This is a genomic window from Nocardiopsis sp. LDBS1602, from assembly GCF_035818715.1.
GTDB lineage: Bacteria > Actinomycetota > Actinomycetes > Streptosporangiales > Streptosporangiaceae > Nocardiopsis > Nocardiopsis alba.
Window position 1 is genome coordinate 171,348 of sequence record NZ_JAYLVW010000003.1, and the last position, 15,687, is coordinate 187,034.

14 protein-coding genes are annotated in these 15,687 nt (G+C 69.7%); 3 read left to right on the forward strand and 11 right to left on the reverse strand.

The features are described 5' to 3' along the window. Positions 1-9 precede the first annotated feature (9 nt). The 3 genes from U9J66_RS12775 to U9J66_RS12785 form a co-directional block, all read right to left on the reverse strand. A complete protein-coding gene (locus tag U9J66_RS12775; protein WP_014908958.1) occupies positions 10-1,023 on the reverse strand; it encodes an alpha-ketoacid dehydrogenase subunit beta in 1,014 nt (337 codons plus the stop codon). 16 nt (positions 1,024-1,039) lie between these two features. Next, positions 1,040-2,143 (reverse strand): pyruvate dehydrogenase (acetyl-transferring) E1 component subunit alpha, encoded by a 1,104-nt coding sequence (gene pdhA / locus U9J66_RS12780; protein WP_014913521.1) that lies wholly within the window; start codon positions 2,141-2,143, stop codon positions 1,040-1,042. A 499-nt stretch (positions 2,144-2,642) separates the two neighbouring features. Continuing rightward, positions 2,643-3,320, reverse strand: coding sequence for a GntR family transcriptional regulator (locus U9J66_RS12785; RefSeq protein WP_014911282.1), 678 nt, complete (start codon positions 3,318-3,320; stop codon positions 2,643-2,645). A 740-nt stretch (positions 3,321-4,060) separates the two neighbouring features. Between U9J66_RS12785 and U9J66_RS12790 the strand changes: the two genes are divergently transcribed. The 3 genes from U9J66_RS12790 (at position 4,061) to U9J66_RS12800 (ending at position 7,755) form a co-directional block, all read left to right on the forward strand. Next, positions 4,061-4,816 (forward strand): phosphatase PAP2 family protein, encoded by a 756-nt coding sequence (locus U9J66_RS12790; RefSeq protein ID WP_036568029.1) that lies wholly within the window; start codon positions 4,061-4,063, stop codon positions 4,814-4,816. Between the two features lie 185 nt (positions 4,817-5,001). Further along, positions 5,002-7,056 (forward strand): heavy metal translocating P-type ATPase, encoded by a 2,055-nt coding sequence (locus U9J66_RS12795; RefSeq protein WP_326337766.1) that lies wholly within the window; start codon positions 5,002-5,004, stop codon positions 7,054-7,056. A gap of 414 nt (positions 7,057-7,470) precedes the next feature. Then, a complete protein-coding gene (locus U9J66_RS12800; RefSeq protein ID WP_014908637.1) occupies positions 7,471-7,755 on the forward strand; it encodes a hypothetical protein in 285 nt (94 codons plus the stop codon). Between the two features lie 206 nt (positions 7,756-7,961). Here U9J66_RS12800 and U9J66_RS12805 read toward each other — a convergent pair whose 3' ends face one another. The 8 genes from U9J66_RS12805 to U9J66_RS12840 form a co-directional block, all read right to left on the reverse strand. Continuing rightward, positions 7,962-8,834: a polyphosphate polymerase domain-containing protein gene (locus U9J66_RS12805; protein ID WP_014910772.1), complete on the reverse strand. Its 873-nt coding sequence runs from the start codon at positions 8,832-8,834 to the stop codon at positions 7,962-7,964. Next, positions 8,831-9,430 carry a DUF4956 domain-containing protein gene (locus tag U9J66_RS12810; RefSeq protein ID WP_014912105.1) on the reverse strand — a complete coding sequence of 200 codons (600 nt, stop codon included), beginning with the start codon at positions 9,428-9,430 and terminating at the stop codon, positions 8,831-8,833. The genes U9J66_RS12805 and U9J66_RS12810 overlap by 4 nt, the downstream gene beginning before the upstream one ends. Before the next feature lie 113 nt (positions 9,431-9,543). Continuing rightward, positions 9,544-10,203 carry a response regulator transcription factor gene (locus U9J66_RS12815; protein WP_042284648.1) on the reverse strand — a complete coding sequence of 220 codons (660 nt, stop codon included), beginning with the start codon at positions 10,201-10,203 and terminating at the stop codon, positions 9,544-9,546. Next, the gene (locus tag U9J66_RS12820; RefSeq protein ID WP_014911494.1) at positions 10,200-11,831 is read right to left on the reverse strand and encodes a sensor histidine kinase; all 1,632 of its coding nucleotides are present in this window, start codon (positions 11,829-11,831) and stop codon (positions 10,200-10,202) included. Before U9J66_RS12820 ends, U9J66_RS12815 begins: the two co-directional genes overlap by 4 nt. Next, positions 11,821-12,195, reverse strand: a complete 375-nt coding sequence (locus U9J66_RS12825) for a hypothetical protein (protein ID WP_326337768.1) — start codon at positions 12,193-12,195, stop codon at positions 11,821-11,823. Before U9J66_RS12825 ends, U9J66_RS12820 begins: the two co-directional genes overlap by 11 nt. 180 nt (positions 12,196-12,375) lie before the next feature. Further along, a complete protein-coding gene (locus tag U9J66_RS12830) occupies positions 12,376-12,912 on the reverse strand; it encodes a DUF1062 domain-containing protein (protein WP_326337769.1) in 537 nt (178 codons plus the stop codon). 294 nt (positions 12,913-13,206) lie between these two features. Continuing rightward, positions 13,207-13,878: a response regulator gene (locus U9J66_RS12835; protein WP_014913384.1), complete on the reverse strand. Its 672-nt coding sequence runs from the start codon at positions 13,876-13,878 to the stop codon at positions 13,207-13,209. Between the two features lie 286 nt (positions 13,879-14,164). Continuing rightward, positions 14,165-15,685, reverse strand: coding sequence for an amidase (locus U9J66_RS12840; RefSeq protein WP_017534311.1), 1,521 nt, complete (start codon positions 15,683-15,685; stop codon positions 14,165-14,167). Positions 15,686-15,687: the final 2 nt, after the last annotated feature.

Sequence of the window (15,687 nt, forward strand, 5' to 3'; positions counted from 1 at the left end):
GAAACTCCTCTACCCGACCCGTTTGCCGACGGCGCTCAGGGTCTCCTTGATCGCGGTGGTGATCGACTCGACCGACGGCAGGGCCGCGGTCTCCAGCGGCTTGGCGTAGGGCATGGGAACCTCCGCCATGGCCACCCGGCGGACCGGGGCGTCGAGGTAGTCGAAGGCCCCCTCCTGGATGGAGGCGGCGATCTCCGCGCCGATGCCGTAGGTGAGCCAGTCGTCCTCGCAGATCACCGCGGCGCCGGTCTTCTTGACCGAGTCCACGAAGGTCTGGCGGTCGAGCGGACGCAGGCTGCGCAGGTCGACGACCTCGACGCTGATGCCCTCGTCGGCCAGCTTCTCGGCGACCTGGCCGGCGACCATGGCCATCCGGGAGTAGCCGATCAGCGTGATGTCGCTGCCCTCGCGGGTGACGGCGGCGCGGCCGATGGTCGCGACGTTGTCGTTCTTCGGCTCGGCGTAGTCGTCGGGGACCTCGCCCTTGGAGTTGTACAGACCCAGGTTCTCCAGGAACAGGACCGGGTCGTCGTCGCGGATGGCCGCGCGCAGCATGGAGGAGGCCTCGGCCGGGGTGCTGGGAGCCATCACCTTGAGGCCGGGGATGAAGGAGTAGAACAGCTCGATGTTCTGCGAGTGCGTCGCGCCGAGCTGCTGGCCACCGCCGCCGGGGGTCCGGATGACCAGGGGAACGCTGGTCTGACCACCGAACATGCCGTAGATCTTGGCGGCGTGGTTGATGATCTGGTCGATGGCGATCAGCGAGAAGTTGATCGTCATCAGCTCGACGACCGGGCGAAGGCCCAGCATCGCGGCACCGATGGCGGCGCCGACGAAGCCCTCCTCGGCGATCGGGGTGTCCTTGACGCGGCGGGGCCCGAACTCCTTGAGGAGCCCCTCGGTGATCTTGTAGGAGCCCTCGAAGACTCCGATCTCCTCGCCGATGACGAGGACGTTCTCGTCGCGCACCATCTCGGCGCGCAGGGTGTCCCGCAGAGCCTGGCGGTATGTGATCACGGACATGTGACTGGTTCCTTCCCTACTCCGCGAACACCGGGTCGGCGGGCATGCGCCGCGACTCGTTGGGGACCGGGGTGGCGTATGTGTAGTCGAAGAGCGTGGACGGGTCCGGCTTCGCGCTGTTCTCCGCGAAGTCGGCGGCCTCGGCCACCTCGGCCTTGACGGAGGCGGCGATCTCCTCGCGGAGCTCGTCCGTGAGGATGCCGGCCTTGGCGAGCTGGTCGCCGAAGGTCAGGACCGGGTCGTTCTCGTCGGCCGAGGCCAGCTCGCGCTGCTCGTCGGTGCGGTACTTGGCCGGGTCGACGACCGAGTGGCCCTTCTTCCGGTAGCTCCAGGCCTCCAGGATGAAGGGGGTCTGCTCCTCGCGGGCGCGCTCGATCAGGCGGGAGGCGGTGTCGCGGACGGCCAGGACGTCACGGCCGTCGACGCGCTCGCCCTCGATGCGGTAGGCGGAGCCGCGCTTGTACAGGTCGGGCTCGGCGGAGGACATCTCCACGGTGGTGCCCATGCCGGTGAAGTTGTTGATCACCACGAAGACGATCGGCAGGTTCCACAGCTTGGCGATGTTGAGGGACTCGTGCCAGGCGCCGATGTTGGTGGTGCCGTCGCCCATCTGGCACATGACGACCTCGTCGCCACCGCGGTAGGTGACGGCCAGGGCCGCGCCCGTGGCCAGGGGGAGCTGGCCGCCGACGATGCCGTAGCCACCGAGCATGCGGGTCTCGGTGTCGTACATGTGCATGGAGCCGCCCCAGCCCTTGGACACGCCGTCGACGCGTCCGTAGAGCTCGGCCATGACCCGCTTGGGGTCCATGCCCTTGCCGATGGCGTAACCGTGGTCACGGTAGTTCGTGAACAGGTAGTCGCGCTCCTGGAGGGCCGTCATCAGACCGACGACGGTGGCCTCCTCGCCGAGGTTGAGGTGGCAGTAGCCGCCGATGCGGGCCTGAGTGTAGGCCTGGCCGGTGCGCTCCTCGAAGCGCCGGATGAACAGCATCTGGCGGTAGTAGTCGAGAAGGGTCTCCGGCGTCTCGTTGCCGAGGCCGTTGGTGTCCTTGCGGCTCCGGCGCCTGGACCCGGAGGCCCGGGCGCTGCCGCCCTTCGGCTTGGCCGTGTCAGCCATGGTGTGCCTTTCTACGTGCGAGAAGGCCCGCGTTCCGGCCTGTGGGACGGGTGGCGAGGCCTGCCCGGGCCCGCTGTCAGGCGTGGCCCTGGCGTGTGTCGCCGCCGGGCTCATTCGGCGACGACACCTGTGGCTGTTGCGGGGCGCGTCCGTTCGGGCCGTGGCGGGGACCGGGGACGGACGCGAAGCGAATCGGGTCGCGTGTGCAGTTGTGGCGCCGCGACCCTTGAGGGCATTGCTTCCCGTTGCGGAGAGCGGTAAGCATGTCCGGTCTCGCTCACCAGCCGGATGAACGATCCCGTACCACCAGGGGGCACGCGCGCATGGATGTGACGTGCGTCGCGCACACTCTACGGTCTGATCGATGATCGATCAATACAACTTTACGTCAGATGCCCGTTTTTTTGTGTGGAGGGTCAGGTGATGACGATCGGTGAGGGAAGGGGTGTCGGCAGGTCAGAGCGCGGATCGAGTGGGACGGGGGTCCGCCCCACCGCTCCTAGCGCCCGCCCCCGTGGGTTCTGAGGGCCGCCTCGACGTAGTTCAGGACATGCTCGCTGAGCATCTGACCCACGGCCGGATCCCCCTCGCGGAAGGCCCGTGTGATCTGTGCGTGGTCGGCGGCCTTGGCGTGCAGCTCCATGTCGAGCCAGCGCACCGACAGCGCGGTCCACACCTCCACGCCCAACGACTCCCACGTGTGCAGGAGCACGCTGTTGTCGGCGGCCTTCACGATCTCGCGGTGGAACTCCACACTGTGGCGGATCTGCTCGGTGACGTCCCCGCGGGCGGTGGCGTCCTTGAGCGCCTCCACCTCGTGTTCCAGGGCGGAGGGGTCCTTGGCCAGGCGAGGAGCGGCCAACTGCGCGGCGACGAGCTCGAGGCCCGCGCGAACGGGGTAGATCTCGGCCATGTCCTGTACACCGAAGGCCCTGACCCTGGCACCCTTGTTCGGCACCGTCTCGATGAGACGCAGGGTCTCCAGTTCGCGCAGAGCCTCGCGGACCGGAGCCTGGCTCACGTTGAGCTCCGTGGCGATCCGCCGTTCGACGATGCGCTCGCCGGGCTGCCATCGGCCGGACAGCAGGCCTTCGACCAGTACCTGCCGGATCTGTTCCCTCAGTGGTTCTCGGGCCAGTTTCGAGGGGTCGTCCGGCAACCGCGGGAGGTCGACCATCCAGGGCCCTTCCGTTCTCCGTCCCGTACGCGAGTGGCACACGGGTCGACGCACTCTCTTGTCTGACAAGCTCTTTGAAGAGTGCCACATGCGGACGGGTCGCCCGGACGAACGGCCACGGGCCACTAACGAAACACTCACGAACGGATCGCGCCCCGGTGAAGCGGAGGGATCCGGGAGGGATGCCTCGGGCAAAGTCCGAGGCAGAAGGGTCACACTCGGCCCCCGAGACCACCAATGGAGGGGTGTGTCCGGGTAGGCTCGTCTGTCGGCGATATCCAGACAAGGCCGTACGGAGTGTAGTCCACGTCACGGTCCAGGCCCGAGAGGGCCGACCTGACCTGCGCGAACAGAATCGGAGTGGGAGCGAGTGCCGGTGCGGCGCCGCTCGACTGCCGGTTCCGTCCCTCGGAAGCCGGACCTGCGAACGCCCGGTCGCGAACCACGCGAACCGGTCGGAAGGTTCGGCCGTCGAACCAGGGTGGAGGGGAGAGTCCCCTCGGCACCCTACCGACACCCGGTGTCGACCCCGAGGACGTCAGAACCAGTCCCGACAACCGCGGCTAGCCCGTCCCCCACGCCTGAAGCAGTGCCACAGGCAAGCCCACGACGTGTGAGACAGCACTGAGCACATGACGCATTCTTCGAGGACCAGGCACGCAAGGTCCGGACAGACGACCGAGCATCACGAACCGGAACGGAGCAGACCCGTGCCCGGTCCCTACAGCGGTCCCATCCCCGTGGTGAGAGCCAAGGAGTACGCTCCGGGGCCGCCCGTCGTGCGCGCGGTGAAGTGGCCGAGTGTGAGCGAGATCGCCTGGGGGCTCGCCTCGGATCGGATCGCGATCATCCTCTTCGTCGCCCTCATCGTGGTGACGATGCTCGCGGCGGGGCCCCTCCACCCGGTCGACAACTTCCTCAACGAACTGCCGCGGCCCTACTGGGACACGCTGCGCGAACCACTGATCTTCTGGCCCGACAACGTGGCCTCCCGTTACGTGGCGCTTCCGGTCCTGGGGGTGACCACGCTCCAACTGGCCTACTGGCATCGAAGTTGGCGGCCCATCATCCTGGGGGCGGGCGGCGTCTTCGGGATGATGTCGATGGTCTCGGTGATGAAGCTGTTCTTCAACCGGGGGCACGCCAAGTACTTCGACCCCGACTTCTTCGCCGGGATGGGGAACGTGGCCTTCCCCTCGGGGCACGGGGCCAACGCGATCCTCATCTACGGGCTGGTGCTGTTCCTGATCATCAGGTTCGGGGCGGCCCGGCCGCACATCATCAAACGCCTGGGGTACTGCATCGTGGGCATCGCCCTGTTGCAGTCCACCGTCTCGATCTACCTGCACTTCCACTGGTTCACGGACCTGGTGGCGGGGATGATCGCGGGGGGTTTCGCGCTGCGGCTCACGATCCGCCTGGACCGGATGATCCCGCACGGGCACACCGTGCAGTGGTGGCCCTGGTACGGCAAGGAGTCGGAGCTCAAGACCTGAACGGACCGCGCGAAGAGGGGCGCTCGTCGAAGATCGACGGGCGCCCCTTCTCGTGTCCGGACGAGGCGTGTGACACGCGGAACTCGCGGACATCCCCGTAACGGATACCCCGGTCGGGTACTGGATGGGTGGGGAGGAAGGGCCGGGCGAGGTACGGCGCGACGACAGGCTCGGACCCGCGACACATGGATCACGGCGCACACGACGAACACGGGCACGGGGAAGAGGAAGAGGAACACGCGGGCCACGGTGACCATGGCGGCCACGCGGGGCACGGCGACCACGCCGCGATGTTCCGCCGACGCTTCTGGTGGAGCCTGCTGCTGAGCGTCCCGGTGGTGTTCACCAGCCACATGATCTCCACCTGGCTCGGCTATGAGGTCCCCGAGGCCCTCACCTGGATCCCCCCGATCCTGGGGACCGTGATCTTCCTCTATGGAGGATGGCCGTTCCTGTCCGGGCTCCCCGCCGAGCTGCGCGATCGGCGCCCCGGCATGATGACCCTGGTCGCGATGGCGATCACCGTCGCCTTCGTCTCCAGCATGCTCGCCACCCTCGGGGTGGTCGGCATGCGTCTGGACTTCTGGTGGGAGCTCGTCCTCCTGATCGTGGTGATGCTCCTCGGGCACTGGTTGGAGATGCGCGCCCTCGGGCAGGCCTCCGGAGCCCTGGAGGCCCTCGCCGCCCTGCTGCCCGATCGGGCCGAGCGGGTCGACGATCAGGAGCGGATCGAGGAGGTCGCCGTCTCCGACCTGCGGCTCGGGGACACCGTCCTGGTCCGTTCCGGAGGACGGGTGCCCGCGGACGGGAACGTGGTCCGGGGGAGCGCGGCCGTCGACGAGTCGATGATCACCGGTGAGTCCCGCACCGTCACCCGGTCCGAAGGGGATCGGGTGGTGGCGGGCACCGTCGCCACCGACTCCTCGATCCGGGTCCGGGTGGACGCCGTCGGCGACGACACCACCCTCGCCGGGATCCAACGCCTGGTGAGCGAGGCGCAGGCCTCCAGGTCCCGGTCCCAGGCCCTGGCCGACCGGGCCGCGGCGCTGCTGTTCTGGTTCGCCCTGTCCGCCGCCGTGATCACCGCGTTCGTGTGGGGAGTGCTGCTCGGCGAGAGCGGCCAGGCCGTCGAACGGACCGTCACCGTGCTGGTCATCGCCTGCCCGCACGCCCTCGGTCTGGCGATCCCCCTGGTCATCGCGATCTCCACGACCCTGTCCGCGCGCAACGGCATCCTGGTCAAGGACCGGTTGGCCCTGGAACGCACCCGTCTGATCGACACGGTGCTGTTCGACAAGACCGGGACCCTGACCAAGGGCACGCCGGCGCTCTCGGGGACGATCGCCGCCACGGGACGCCGGAGCGAGGACGTCCTGGCCCTGGCCGGCGCGGTGGAGTCCGAGTCCGAACATCCGCTGGCCAGGGCGATCGTCCGGGCGGCGGAGGAACGGGGGGCGGTGCCGACCGCCACCGACCTCCGTTCCCTCACCGGACGCGGGGTCCGGGCCACCGTGGACGGGGCCGAGGCCTACGTGGGCGGGCCGGCGCTGCTGGAGTCCCTGGGGCTCGACGAGCCCTCCGAGCTGGTGGAGGGCGCCCGGACCTGGCGGGACCAGGGGGCGACCGTCCTGCACGTGGTCTCCGACGGAGAGGTGGTCGGCGCTCTGGCGCTGGCCGACGAGATCCGTCCGGAGTCCGCCGCCGCGACACGCGACCTCCAGGCACAGGGCGTTCGGGTGGCGATGGTGACCGGCGACGCCCGCAACGTCGCCGACACGGTGGCCGATCGTCTCGGTCTGGACGAGGTCTTCGCCCAGGTCCTGCCCGACCAGAAGGACGCGGTCGTCCGCGACCTCCAGGAACGGGGGCACCGGGTCGCCATGGTCGGAGACGGGGTCAACGACGCTCCGGCGCTGGCCCGGGCGGACGTGGGGATCGCCATCGGCGCGGGCACCGACGTGGCCATCGAGTCCGCCGGAGTGGTGCTGGCCTCCGACGATCCGCGCGGGGTGCTCTCGGTCCGTCGGCTCTCGGAGGCGGGCTACCGGAAGATGATCCAGAACCTGGCCTGGGCGGCCGGCTACAACGTGGTCGCGGTGCCGTTGGCCGCCGGTGTCCTGGCCCCGATCGGGATCGTGCTGGCGCCCGCGGTCGGCGCGGTGCTGATGAGCCTGTCGACGATCATCGTGGCGCTCAACGCCCAGCTTCTGCGGCGGCTCGACCTGAGGCCGGCCGACTGAGGGACGCTCTCTCCACGGGAGGGGCGCGACGGATCCCGTCGGACGTGATTCACGGCCGGCGGCGGGATCGTCGCGCCCCTCCATCCGCTTCGCCCAGGGAGGGCACGATCCCGACCCGACGCCCCACCCGGTGCCGAAGGCGGTGATCGTCTCCTCGCCCACGAAAAGTTCACATGAGTCCCTGCCGTCACAGAGGGCACTTTGTGAACACCCACCTCAGAGCGGTCACTTGTCCCGTTCCACACCTCCCGACTCCGGAATGGCCTTAGTCTCGGCACGAACAAGGCGGGGAGGAGCTCTCATGTACTGCGACTACTGCGGAAGCTGGAACGGCGGAGTGAACCAGAAGTGCAGGAACTGTCAACGCCCACTCGGTGTTCGTTCCGGAACATCGGCGGGGAACGGGCGGTCCTAGTGCCCCCTGCCACCCCCGACCCCACCGAGGTCATCGAGGCCTGGATCCCGCACGACGCCCGATGGCACGCCCAGGCGCGTCGGCACGCCCACAGGGGCTCCGACCACCTGCGGAACTATGTGACCGAGCTGGTGCGCGACCATCGCGACGGCCACATACCCATCACCGACGACTGGGATCTGCGCACCCTGAAGGCGGTGGTGGAGGACCTCCGGTGGGGCGGTCTCGGCGACGTGGACTGGCGTCGGGTCGCGCGGGCCCTCACCGATCCCGGGTTCGTATGACTTTCCGGTTCCACCTTCGTCGGTGGTCTGGACCCGCGTCACCGCGACTGCGACCATGGTGAGGTCGTGATCGCCCTCTTGTAGCGGGAGGGGCACGCGATGGGGCCGCCGCCTCGACCGGTTACGAGGCGGCGGCTCTCTTCGAGAAGGAGCCGGAGAGCGGCGGATGTTCCACGTGAAACATCACGCGCGTCCGTGACCTCCTCCTATGCCCCACGCCTCTCGGCGAGGAGATCGCGGCGTGGTTCGGGGTGGTCCAGGCAGAGCCCCATCGCCCGCAGCCAACGGTTGCCGCGCAGTCCCGGCTCGAGCGCGGCCAGCGCCGCGGCGTACTTGCTGAAACGGGCCTCACGGAACCCGAGTTCGTGCAGACGACGCTCGGTCGGGGTCAGGCCACCCCGGGTCTTGATCTCCAGCAGCACCACGTCCGGCCGCATGCGCACCATGCGATCCCCGCGGTACCCCACCAGCCCGGTGTCGACGGTCACCCGCTCCAGCCCGGAGAGGGAGACCACCGTGCTCCGGCGGTAGTCGGTCACCGCCGACGCGGTCAACGTGTCCGGGGATCCCAGCCGGCACCGGTCGAGGGTCCGATCGAGGAACCGCCGGGTCCGCGGGGTGAGCCGGTCCTCCGGCGTCTCCATCGGCAGCTCGATCCGTACCTTGTCGGTGATCCCCCGCGCGCCCTTCGTCTTCACCTCGAACATCCTCGTGCCCGTGTCCAGGTAGGTGCGGGTGCGCACCTTGTACCGGAGTCGGCGCCCCTGCCGGTGGTCGTGGAAGGTCCTCAGGTCCGGTGTGTCCAGGTAGGTCGACGAGTACAGGAAGGAGGTCCGACCGCCGATCTCCAGCACCCCGAAGTCGCGCTCGGCCCCCGCGAAGAGGTCGGACATCGAGCTCACGGGCACCAGGTACTTGCGGCAGGTGCGGGTGACCAGGGAGGCGCGTTCGTTGGTCTCGGCCAGGGACAGGGGGCGCAGCCGCTCCAGTCCGGGCGGCATCGGCCCGAGCGGGGAGGGGTCGAGGTCGTTCCCGGCGGCGAGGGACCCCGTCGGGGCGGGGGAGGGGCGGACGCTCACCGGCCACCCCACAGCGTCGCGAGGGGGCGGGTCCGCTGCCCGGTACGGGGGACCGACTCGGGAGGGGGCACCTGGAAGCGGACGTCCAGCACCATGAGGTCGCGCACGTAGTCCACCTCGGTGACCTCCACGTGCCGGACCTTGCCGCGAAGGCGACCCTCCAGGTCCTGGCGGAGCGCCAGGGGGTCCTCGTGCACGACGTCCAACGTCATGATCCGACGCTGGGTGCGCGGCAACAGCCTCGGGTGTCCGGCCACGTACAGCACCCCCAGCAGCAGGACGTTCAGACCCACCATCACCAGAGGCGGCGCGATCGCGTTCACCAGGCCCAGGGAGATCGCCACGAAGTAGTAGCCGATCTCGCCCTGGCTGATCAGATCCGAGCGCAGCCGCAGGATCGACAGGACACCGAACAGGCCGAACCCGACCGCGAGCCCCACCTCCTGGCGGGCCATCATCGCGACCACAGCGAAGATGCCGACGTTGAGGGCCACGTAGGCCAGCACCAGATCACGACGGCCGTGCCGACGGAAGTAGAGGACGTAGGACAACACGGTGATGGCGGCCAGGTCGACCGCGAGAGCGAACCAGATCATGGCCATCATCCTGTGGGGCGGTCGTGAGACGTCCATGAGCCTCGGATGAGGAAATCCTCATGAACGCCGCACGACCCCGGAACGAACCCTCGAGGCGCTCCGGCACCCGCGGATCAGCCGGTCAGCCGGTACCCCATGCCCCGCACCGTCACGATCCGCTCCGCGCCCACCTTGCGACGCAGGGCGCGCACGAACACGTCCACCACGTTGGAACCGGGGTCGTAGTCGTAGCCCCACACGTGCGACAACATCTGCTGTCGGGTCATCACCTGCCCCGGATGGCGCATGAGCAGTTCCAACAGAGCGAACTCGCGCGCGGTCAGGTCCACCGTGGCCTCCTCCACCGACACCCGACGGGTCCTCAGGTCCAGTGACAGGTCTCCGACGCGCAGTACCGTCAGGTCGGCCGTGCGCTCGTTGCGCATCCGCAGCCGGACCCGCGCCAGCAGCTCCTCGAAGCGGAACGGTTTGGTGACGTAGTCGTCCGCCCCGATCTCCAACCCGGTCACGGTGTCGCGCACCCCGTCCCGGGCGGTCAGGATCACCACGGGCAGATCCACCCCCATGGCCCGGAGCCGACGCAGGACGTCGAAACCATCGGTGTCCGGCAGCCCCAGGTCCAACAACATCAGGTCGAAGCCGCCGGTGACGGCGTAGTCGACCGCGTCGGCCCCGGTCCCCACCACGGTGGTGGTGAACCCGTTGGCGGTCAGCCCCTTGCGGACGAACGAGGCGATCCGTTCCTCGTCCTCGACGATGAGTACGCGACTCAAGCCTGTTCCCTTCCGATGCTTCCTCCCGCGGGCCGATCGACCGGCAGGACCAGAGTGAACGTGGACCCCTGACCGGGGGCCGAACGCAGATCGACCCGGCCGTGGTGGGCCTCGGCGATGGCCCGTACGATCGCCAGCCCCAGCCCGGCGCCCCCTTCGCCGCGTTCCGTGCGGCGGCCCCGGGAGAAGCGCTCGAACACGCGACCATGGTCCTCGGCGGGGATCCCCGACCCCTGGTCGGACACCCACAGACGCACGTCCGAGCCGACCAGGGCCGAACCGATCCGGACGGTCGAACCGGCGGGAGAGTAGCGGACCGCGTTGGCCGCCAACTGCACCATCGCCTGGGTGACGCGCTGCGGGTCCAGCCTCGCGGTGCCGTCGGCGATCGCCTCCAGCCGCCACGACCGGTCTCCCAGAGGACGGACCTTGGCGTCGATGTCGCTGGTCAGCTCGGCCAGGGAGACGGGTTCGGGGCGGACGAAGTCGGGCTGCTGCGCCTTGGCCAACAGCAACAGGTCCTCGACGATACGGCCCATCCGGTCCAGCTCGTCGGTGACCAGCCGGACCACCTCACGACGCTCCTCCGGATCGTCGCCCATGAGCTCCAGGTGGCCGCGCACGATCGTGATGGGGGTGCGCAGTTCGTGTCCGGCGTCGTCGACGAACCGACGTTGGGCGGTGAACGCGCCCTCCAGCCGGTCCAGCATGCTGTTGAACTGCTCGGCCAGGGCCGCGATGTCGTCCCGCCCGGACACCTCGATGCGCTGGGTCAGATCCTCCTCGCCGATGGCCGCGGCGGTCTGGCGGACCAGCCGCACCGGGGCGAGGATGCGCCCGGCCACCCACCATGCCGCGGTGGCCGCCGCGAGCAGGCCGAGCCCGCTCACCAGGGCGATCGTGCCCATCGTGGAACCGATGGTGTCCTGTTCCTCGGCGGTGAAGTAGCCGATCACGAACCATCCGGCCGGGCCGTCCCGCCCGTCCGGCGGCAGCACGCGCACCTTCTCCCAGCGGACCGGGCCCGCCGGGGTGTCCAGGGAGCCGCGGGCGTCGGGGGAGTCCAGGATCTCCCCGACCGCCTCGGGGTCGGCCGACAGGTCGTGCGGAGGCTCCTGGCCGTGCCGGAGCCGCCCGGAGTCGGCGGGCGGGGCCTCGCCGCCGGGGGCACCGCCGCGCTGCCGTGAGGACTCGCCCGTGCTCTCGTCGACCCAGCCGAAGAGGATCTCGGCGTCGTCCGGGTACTGACGCTCCAGGTAGACCCGGATGAGCGAGGAGACGTCGGTGAAGGGCTCGCCGGTGCGGGGGTCGACCCCGATCGAGGCGAACTCCTCGAACTCCGCGGTCTCCTGGCTCAACGCCCGGTCGACCCGTTCCTCGCCTCGGGTGGTCAGGGCGCTCCAGGTCACGACGTTGACCAGGACCAGGACGGCGGTCATCAGCAGGACCAGCCACGCCATGATGAGCAGGCGAGCGGGGATCCGCCGCCGTTGGGGGAGTTCGGGCTGAGGTCCGCGGATGACCATCGTCGGGAAGAGCGAGGTCGCGCCGGACCCGCCCCCGGGTCTGCCTCCGGGGGGTATCCGCACGGTGGTGGAGTCGGGGGATTCGTCGGGGTCAGTCGTCATCGTCGTCCTCGAACCGTGCTTCCAGGCAGGCGTCCCACCAGCTCTCCCATTGGTCCTCTCCCCAGTTCTCGTGGCCGGAGGCGCCGTCGAGGCAGTCGACGGGGAAACCGGTCGGCGATGGGGGAGGTTCCGTCTCCCCGGGCTCCGACGGTCGTTCGCTCGCCGCGGGCTCCTCCTCGCCGGTGACGGTCGAGGGAGGCGACACCACGCCCTCGTCCGTGGGGTCGGGCGACGCGTCCTCGGGCGAGGTCCCGATCACCACCTCGGAGACGGGTGTCGACTCCGGAGCGCGCAGGAACAGCACCCAGACCAGAGCCGCGGAGGCCACGAGGACGACCGTCAACGCCCCTGTGACCAGTGGCATCAAAGGTGATCTCATATTCGCCGAGCCTGCCCGATCCACACGAAGTCCTCATGAAACGAAGATGAGGAGATCTTCATGTTCCCAGGTCGCGCGGGGGGGAGGGGAGGCCCCTCCGCTCCGGAGGGCCCGCCCGGGGCGACCCGTGTCGACGGGCCTCCCCGGGCGGGACGGGTCCCGTCCTCAGACGGGCATCAGTGTGAACGCGAAATCTGTGTTCCTCGGACGGCGCAGTGAGACGTCGGCCTTGATCCGGCGCGCCACCTCGCTCCGGCTCAGGCCCAGACCTCGGGCGAGGAGCCGATCGGGACGCAGCGGCACCGGAGCGTCGAAGACGACCTTCGACCCGATCGGCCACGCATGGTCGATCGGCACCGTCGGGGCGTCCAGCCGCCAGGCGTCACGCCAGTCCAGGGTGAAGTGGTGGCGCCGTGCCAGAGCCGGATCCAACAGCCGGGACGTCACGAGCTCCAGGTCGTTGGCGTGGTATCCGTCCAGCACGGCCGGGTCGAAGGAACCCACCGCCGCGCGCTCGTGCACGGTCAGCTTGTTCGTGCGGTCGCAGTCCACGCAGCGGACCAGTAGCCACACGTCCAGTCGTCCGCCGTTGGCGTTGACGCGGAACCTGCCCTCGCCGGTGGTGGCCGATTCCGATCGGCAGTCCACGCAGCGCAGCGACAGCAGGGGCAGCCCGGTCCGACGGACGGTCCAGGACGGCACGGTATGAGGTTGTGAAGACATGAGTGCTCTCGAACCTGACACGAGGCCGATTACGCGCGGCCTCGAACGCTGTACTACCGGGCGCTCGAAGGCAGCCCGGCGGAGCCGACGGCATGGTCGGCCTCACGTTGAGCGAAAGGTGTCAGGTCAAAGGGCAGGCGGGGTCACGCGGGTACTTCCCCTGTCTTCACGATGAACGGTCCCGGGCAACCTACGAGGCTCCGGGGCCGACTTCAAGGGGTTTTCCGGCGTGTGCGCGAAGGCCCTCGCGTGGAAGGGGCGAGGGGCGGACCGTCAGTAGCGGCGGCCGCGCAGCTCGGCGACCAGGACCGCGGCCTGGGTACGGCGCTTGAGGTCCAGCTTGGCCAGTAGGGCCGAGACGTAGTTCTTCACGGTCTTCTCGGCGAGGTAGAGGCGTTCGCCGATCTGCCGGTTGGTCATGCCCTCGCCGATGAGGTCGAGGATCTGACGCTCCTGCGGGGTGAGTTCGGCCAGCGGGTCGGGCTCGGCCTGGGCGCCGCGCAGGCGCTCCAGCATCGCTCCGGTGCTCCCGGAGTCCAGCAGCGAGCCACCGGAGGCGACGGTGCGCACCGCGCCCACCAGATCGGCGCCGTGGATCTGCTTGAGCACGTAGCCGGCGGCACCGGCCATGACGGCGTCGTAGAGGGCGTCCTCGTCGGCGAAGGAGGTGAGCATGAGGCAGGCGATCTCGGGGTGGTCGGAGCGGATCTCACGACACACCTGGACCCCGGAGCCGCCGGGGAGGCGGACGTCGAGCACGGCGACGTCGGGCAGGACGACGGGGATGCGCGACAGGGCCTGCTCGGCGGTCCCCGCCTCGCCGACCACGGTCATATCGTCCTCGGTCTCCAAGAGCGAGGCGACACCGCGTCGAACGACCTCGTGGTCGTCGACGAGGAAGACCCTGATCCGCTTCTGAGGCCTTTCGGTCCCACCGCCCGCCATCGGTTCTCCCTCTTCCCGTCTCCTGAGGCTCGCGACATCACTCCGAGAAAGACGTTAATACGTGGACGAGGTCCAGCGGGGGTCTTAGGGCATCGAAGTGACCTGCCAAAAGTCCTATTTCAGGACAAAGTGCATAGCGACCGTTCAAAGCCCCTGTTCACCCACGGTTCGGACGTGGTGGCCGCGGTGCCGAAGTCAACCTATCGCCCCTCGGCCCGGCCGACCGCATCCGGTCGCGAAAACGCCCGCCCCGGAGCGGATCCGGGACGGGCGGCGGCGGTGAGGATCAGGGCCTGAGGCCGGCCCACGGGCGGGCCAGCTCGAAGGCGCGGCAGGCGCGCAACACCCGGGCGTCCGAGTGGCGGGGACCCACCACCTGGAGTCCGATCGGCAGTCCCGAGCCGCCGAACCCGCAGGGAACGCTCGCGGCCGGCTGCTGCGTCATGTTGAACGGGTAACTGAACCCGGCCCAGGACGTCCACCTGCGGTCGTCCGACCCCGGAGGCGACTCCAGGCCCGCCTCGAAGGCCACGATCGGCATGCTCGGCGTCAGCAGCAGGTCGTAGGTCTCGTGGAAGCGCCCCATCCGGGCGCCCATGGCCATCCTCAACGCCATCGCCGTCAGATAGTCCTGAGCCGAGTAGGTCAGACCCTCCTCGATGATCTCCCGCAGCCCCGGATCCTGGAGTTCGCGCTGGGCGTCGGTGAGCGCCTCCGTGGCCTTCGCGGCCCCCGTGTACCAGAGCACGTGGAACTCGTGCCTGGAGTCCGGCAGCCCCGGGTCGACCTCCTCCACCTCGGCGCCCAGCTCCTCGAACACGCGCACCGCGTCGGCGACCACCCGGGCCACCTCCGGGTCCACGTACTGGCCGCCCAGGGTCGGGCTGTAGGCGATCCGCATGCCCTGGACCAGCGCCCTCGGGTCCTCGCCGCGCCCCGCTTCGGCCAGCCCCGGGGGCGGGGTGGGCATGGCCATCCAGTCCCGGGAGTCGAAGCCGGAGATCACGTCGAGCATGAGCGCCAGGTCGCCGACGGTCCGCGTCATCGGCCCGGTGTGCGCCAGCGAACCGAACGGGCTGGCCGGGTAGTGCGGGACCAGCCCCCAGGTGGGCTTGATGCCGCAGATCCCGCTGAAGCTCGCCGGGATCCGGATGGAACCGCCTCCGTCGGTGCCGGTGGCCAGCGGACCCATGCCGGCGGCGACGGCGGCGGCCGAACCTCCGCTCGACCCTCCCGGGGTCGTGGACGGGTCCCACGGATTGCGGGTGATACCGGTGAGCGGGTTGTCCGTGACCCCCTTCCAGGCGAGCTCGGGGGTGGTGGTCTTGCCGACGAACACGGCGCCCTGCTCGCGCAGGCGGGCCACCACGGGGGAGTCCTCCTCCCACGGCCCCTCCGCGGAGGAGGCCCTCGACCCCTTGCGGGTCGGCCACCCCTTGGTCAGGTGGATGTCCTTGACCGAGGTGGGCACTCCGTCGAGCCGTCCCGCGGGCTCGCCCCGTCGCCACCGTTCGGCGGAGGCGCGGGCGGCCTCCAAGGCCTCCTCCGGGCGGACCAGGCAGAACGCGTTGAGCGCCGGATCGTCCTGCTCGATACGCGCGAGCACCGAGGCGACCGCCTCCACCGGGGACAGCTCCCCGGTGGAGTAGGCGCTCAACAGTTGCTCGGCGGACAGGTCGGCCGGTGTGCGGTCGCCGGAACGCGCCCTGGGGACGGTGTGGGCGGCCCCCGGCTCGGTTCCGGTCGGGGCCGCACCGAGGCCCGAGCCGGTGTCGTCGGCCCCGGCTCGGTCGGAACGGATCGTCACTA

Excerpts from the sequence above, each read along its gene's own strand:
- U9J66_RS12775 (WP_014908958.1), bottom strand. The coding sequence starts at position 1,023 with ATGTCCGTGATCACATACCGCCAGGCTCTGCGGGACACCCTGCGCGCC.
- pdhA (WP_014913521.1), bottom strand. The coding sequence starts at position 2,143 with ATGGCTGACACGGCCAAGCCGAAGGGCGGCAGCGCCCGGGCCTCCGGG.
- U9J66_RS12785 (WP_014911282.1), bottom strand. The coding sequence starts at position 3,320 with ATGGTCGACCTCCCGCGGTTGCCGGACGACCCCTCGAAACTGGCCCGA.
- U9J66_RS12795 (WP_326337766.1), top strand. The coding sequence starts at position 5,002 with ATGGATCACGGCGCACACGACGAACACGGGCACGGGGAAGAGGAAGAG.
- U9J66_RS12810 (WP_014912105.1), bottom strand. The coding sequence starts at position 9,430 with ATGATCTGGTTCGCTCTCGCGGTCGACCTGGCCGCCATCACCGTGTTG.
- U9J66_RS12820 (WP_014911494.1), bottom strand. The coding sequence starts at position 11,831 with ATGACGACTGACCCCGACGAATCCCCCGACTCCACCACCGTGCGGATA.
- U9J66_RS12825 (WP_326337768.1), bottom strand. The coding sequence starts at position 12,195 with ATGCCACTGGTCACAGGGGCGTTGACGGTCGTCCTCGTGGCCTCCGCG.
- U9J66_RS12835 (WP_014913384.1), bottom strand. The coding sequence starts at position 13,878 with ATGGCGGGCGGTGGGACCGAAAGGCCTCAGAAGCGGATCAGGGTCTTC.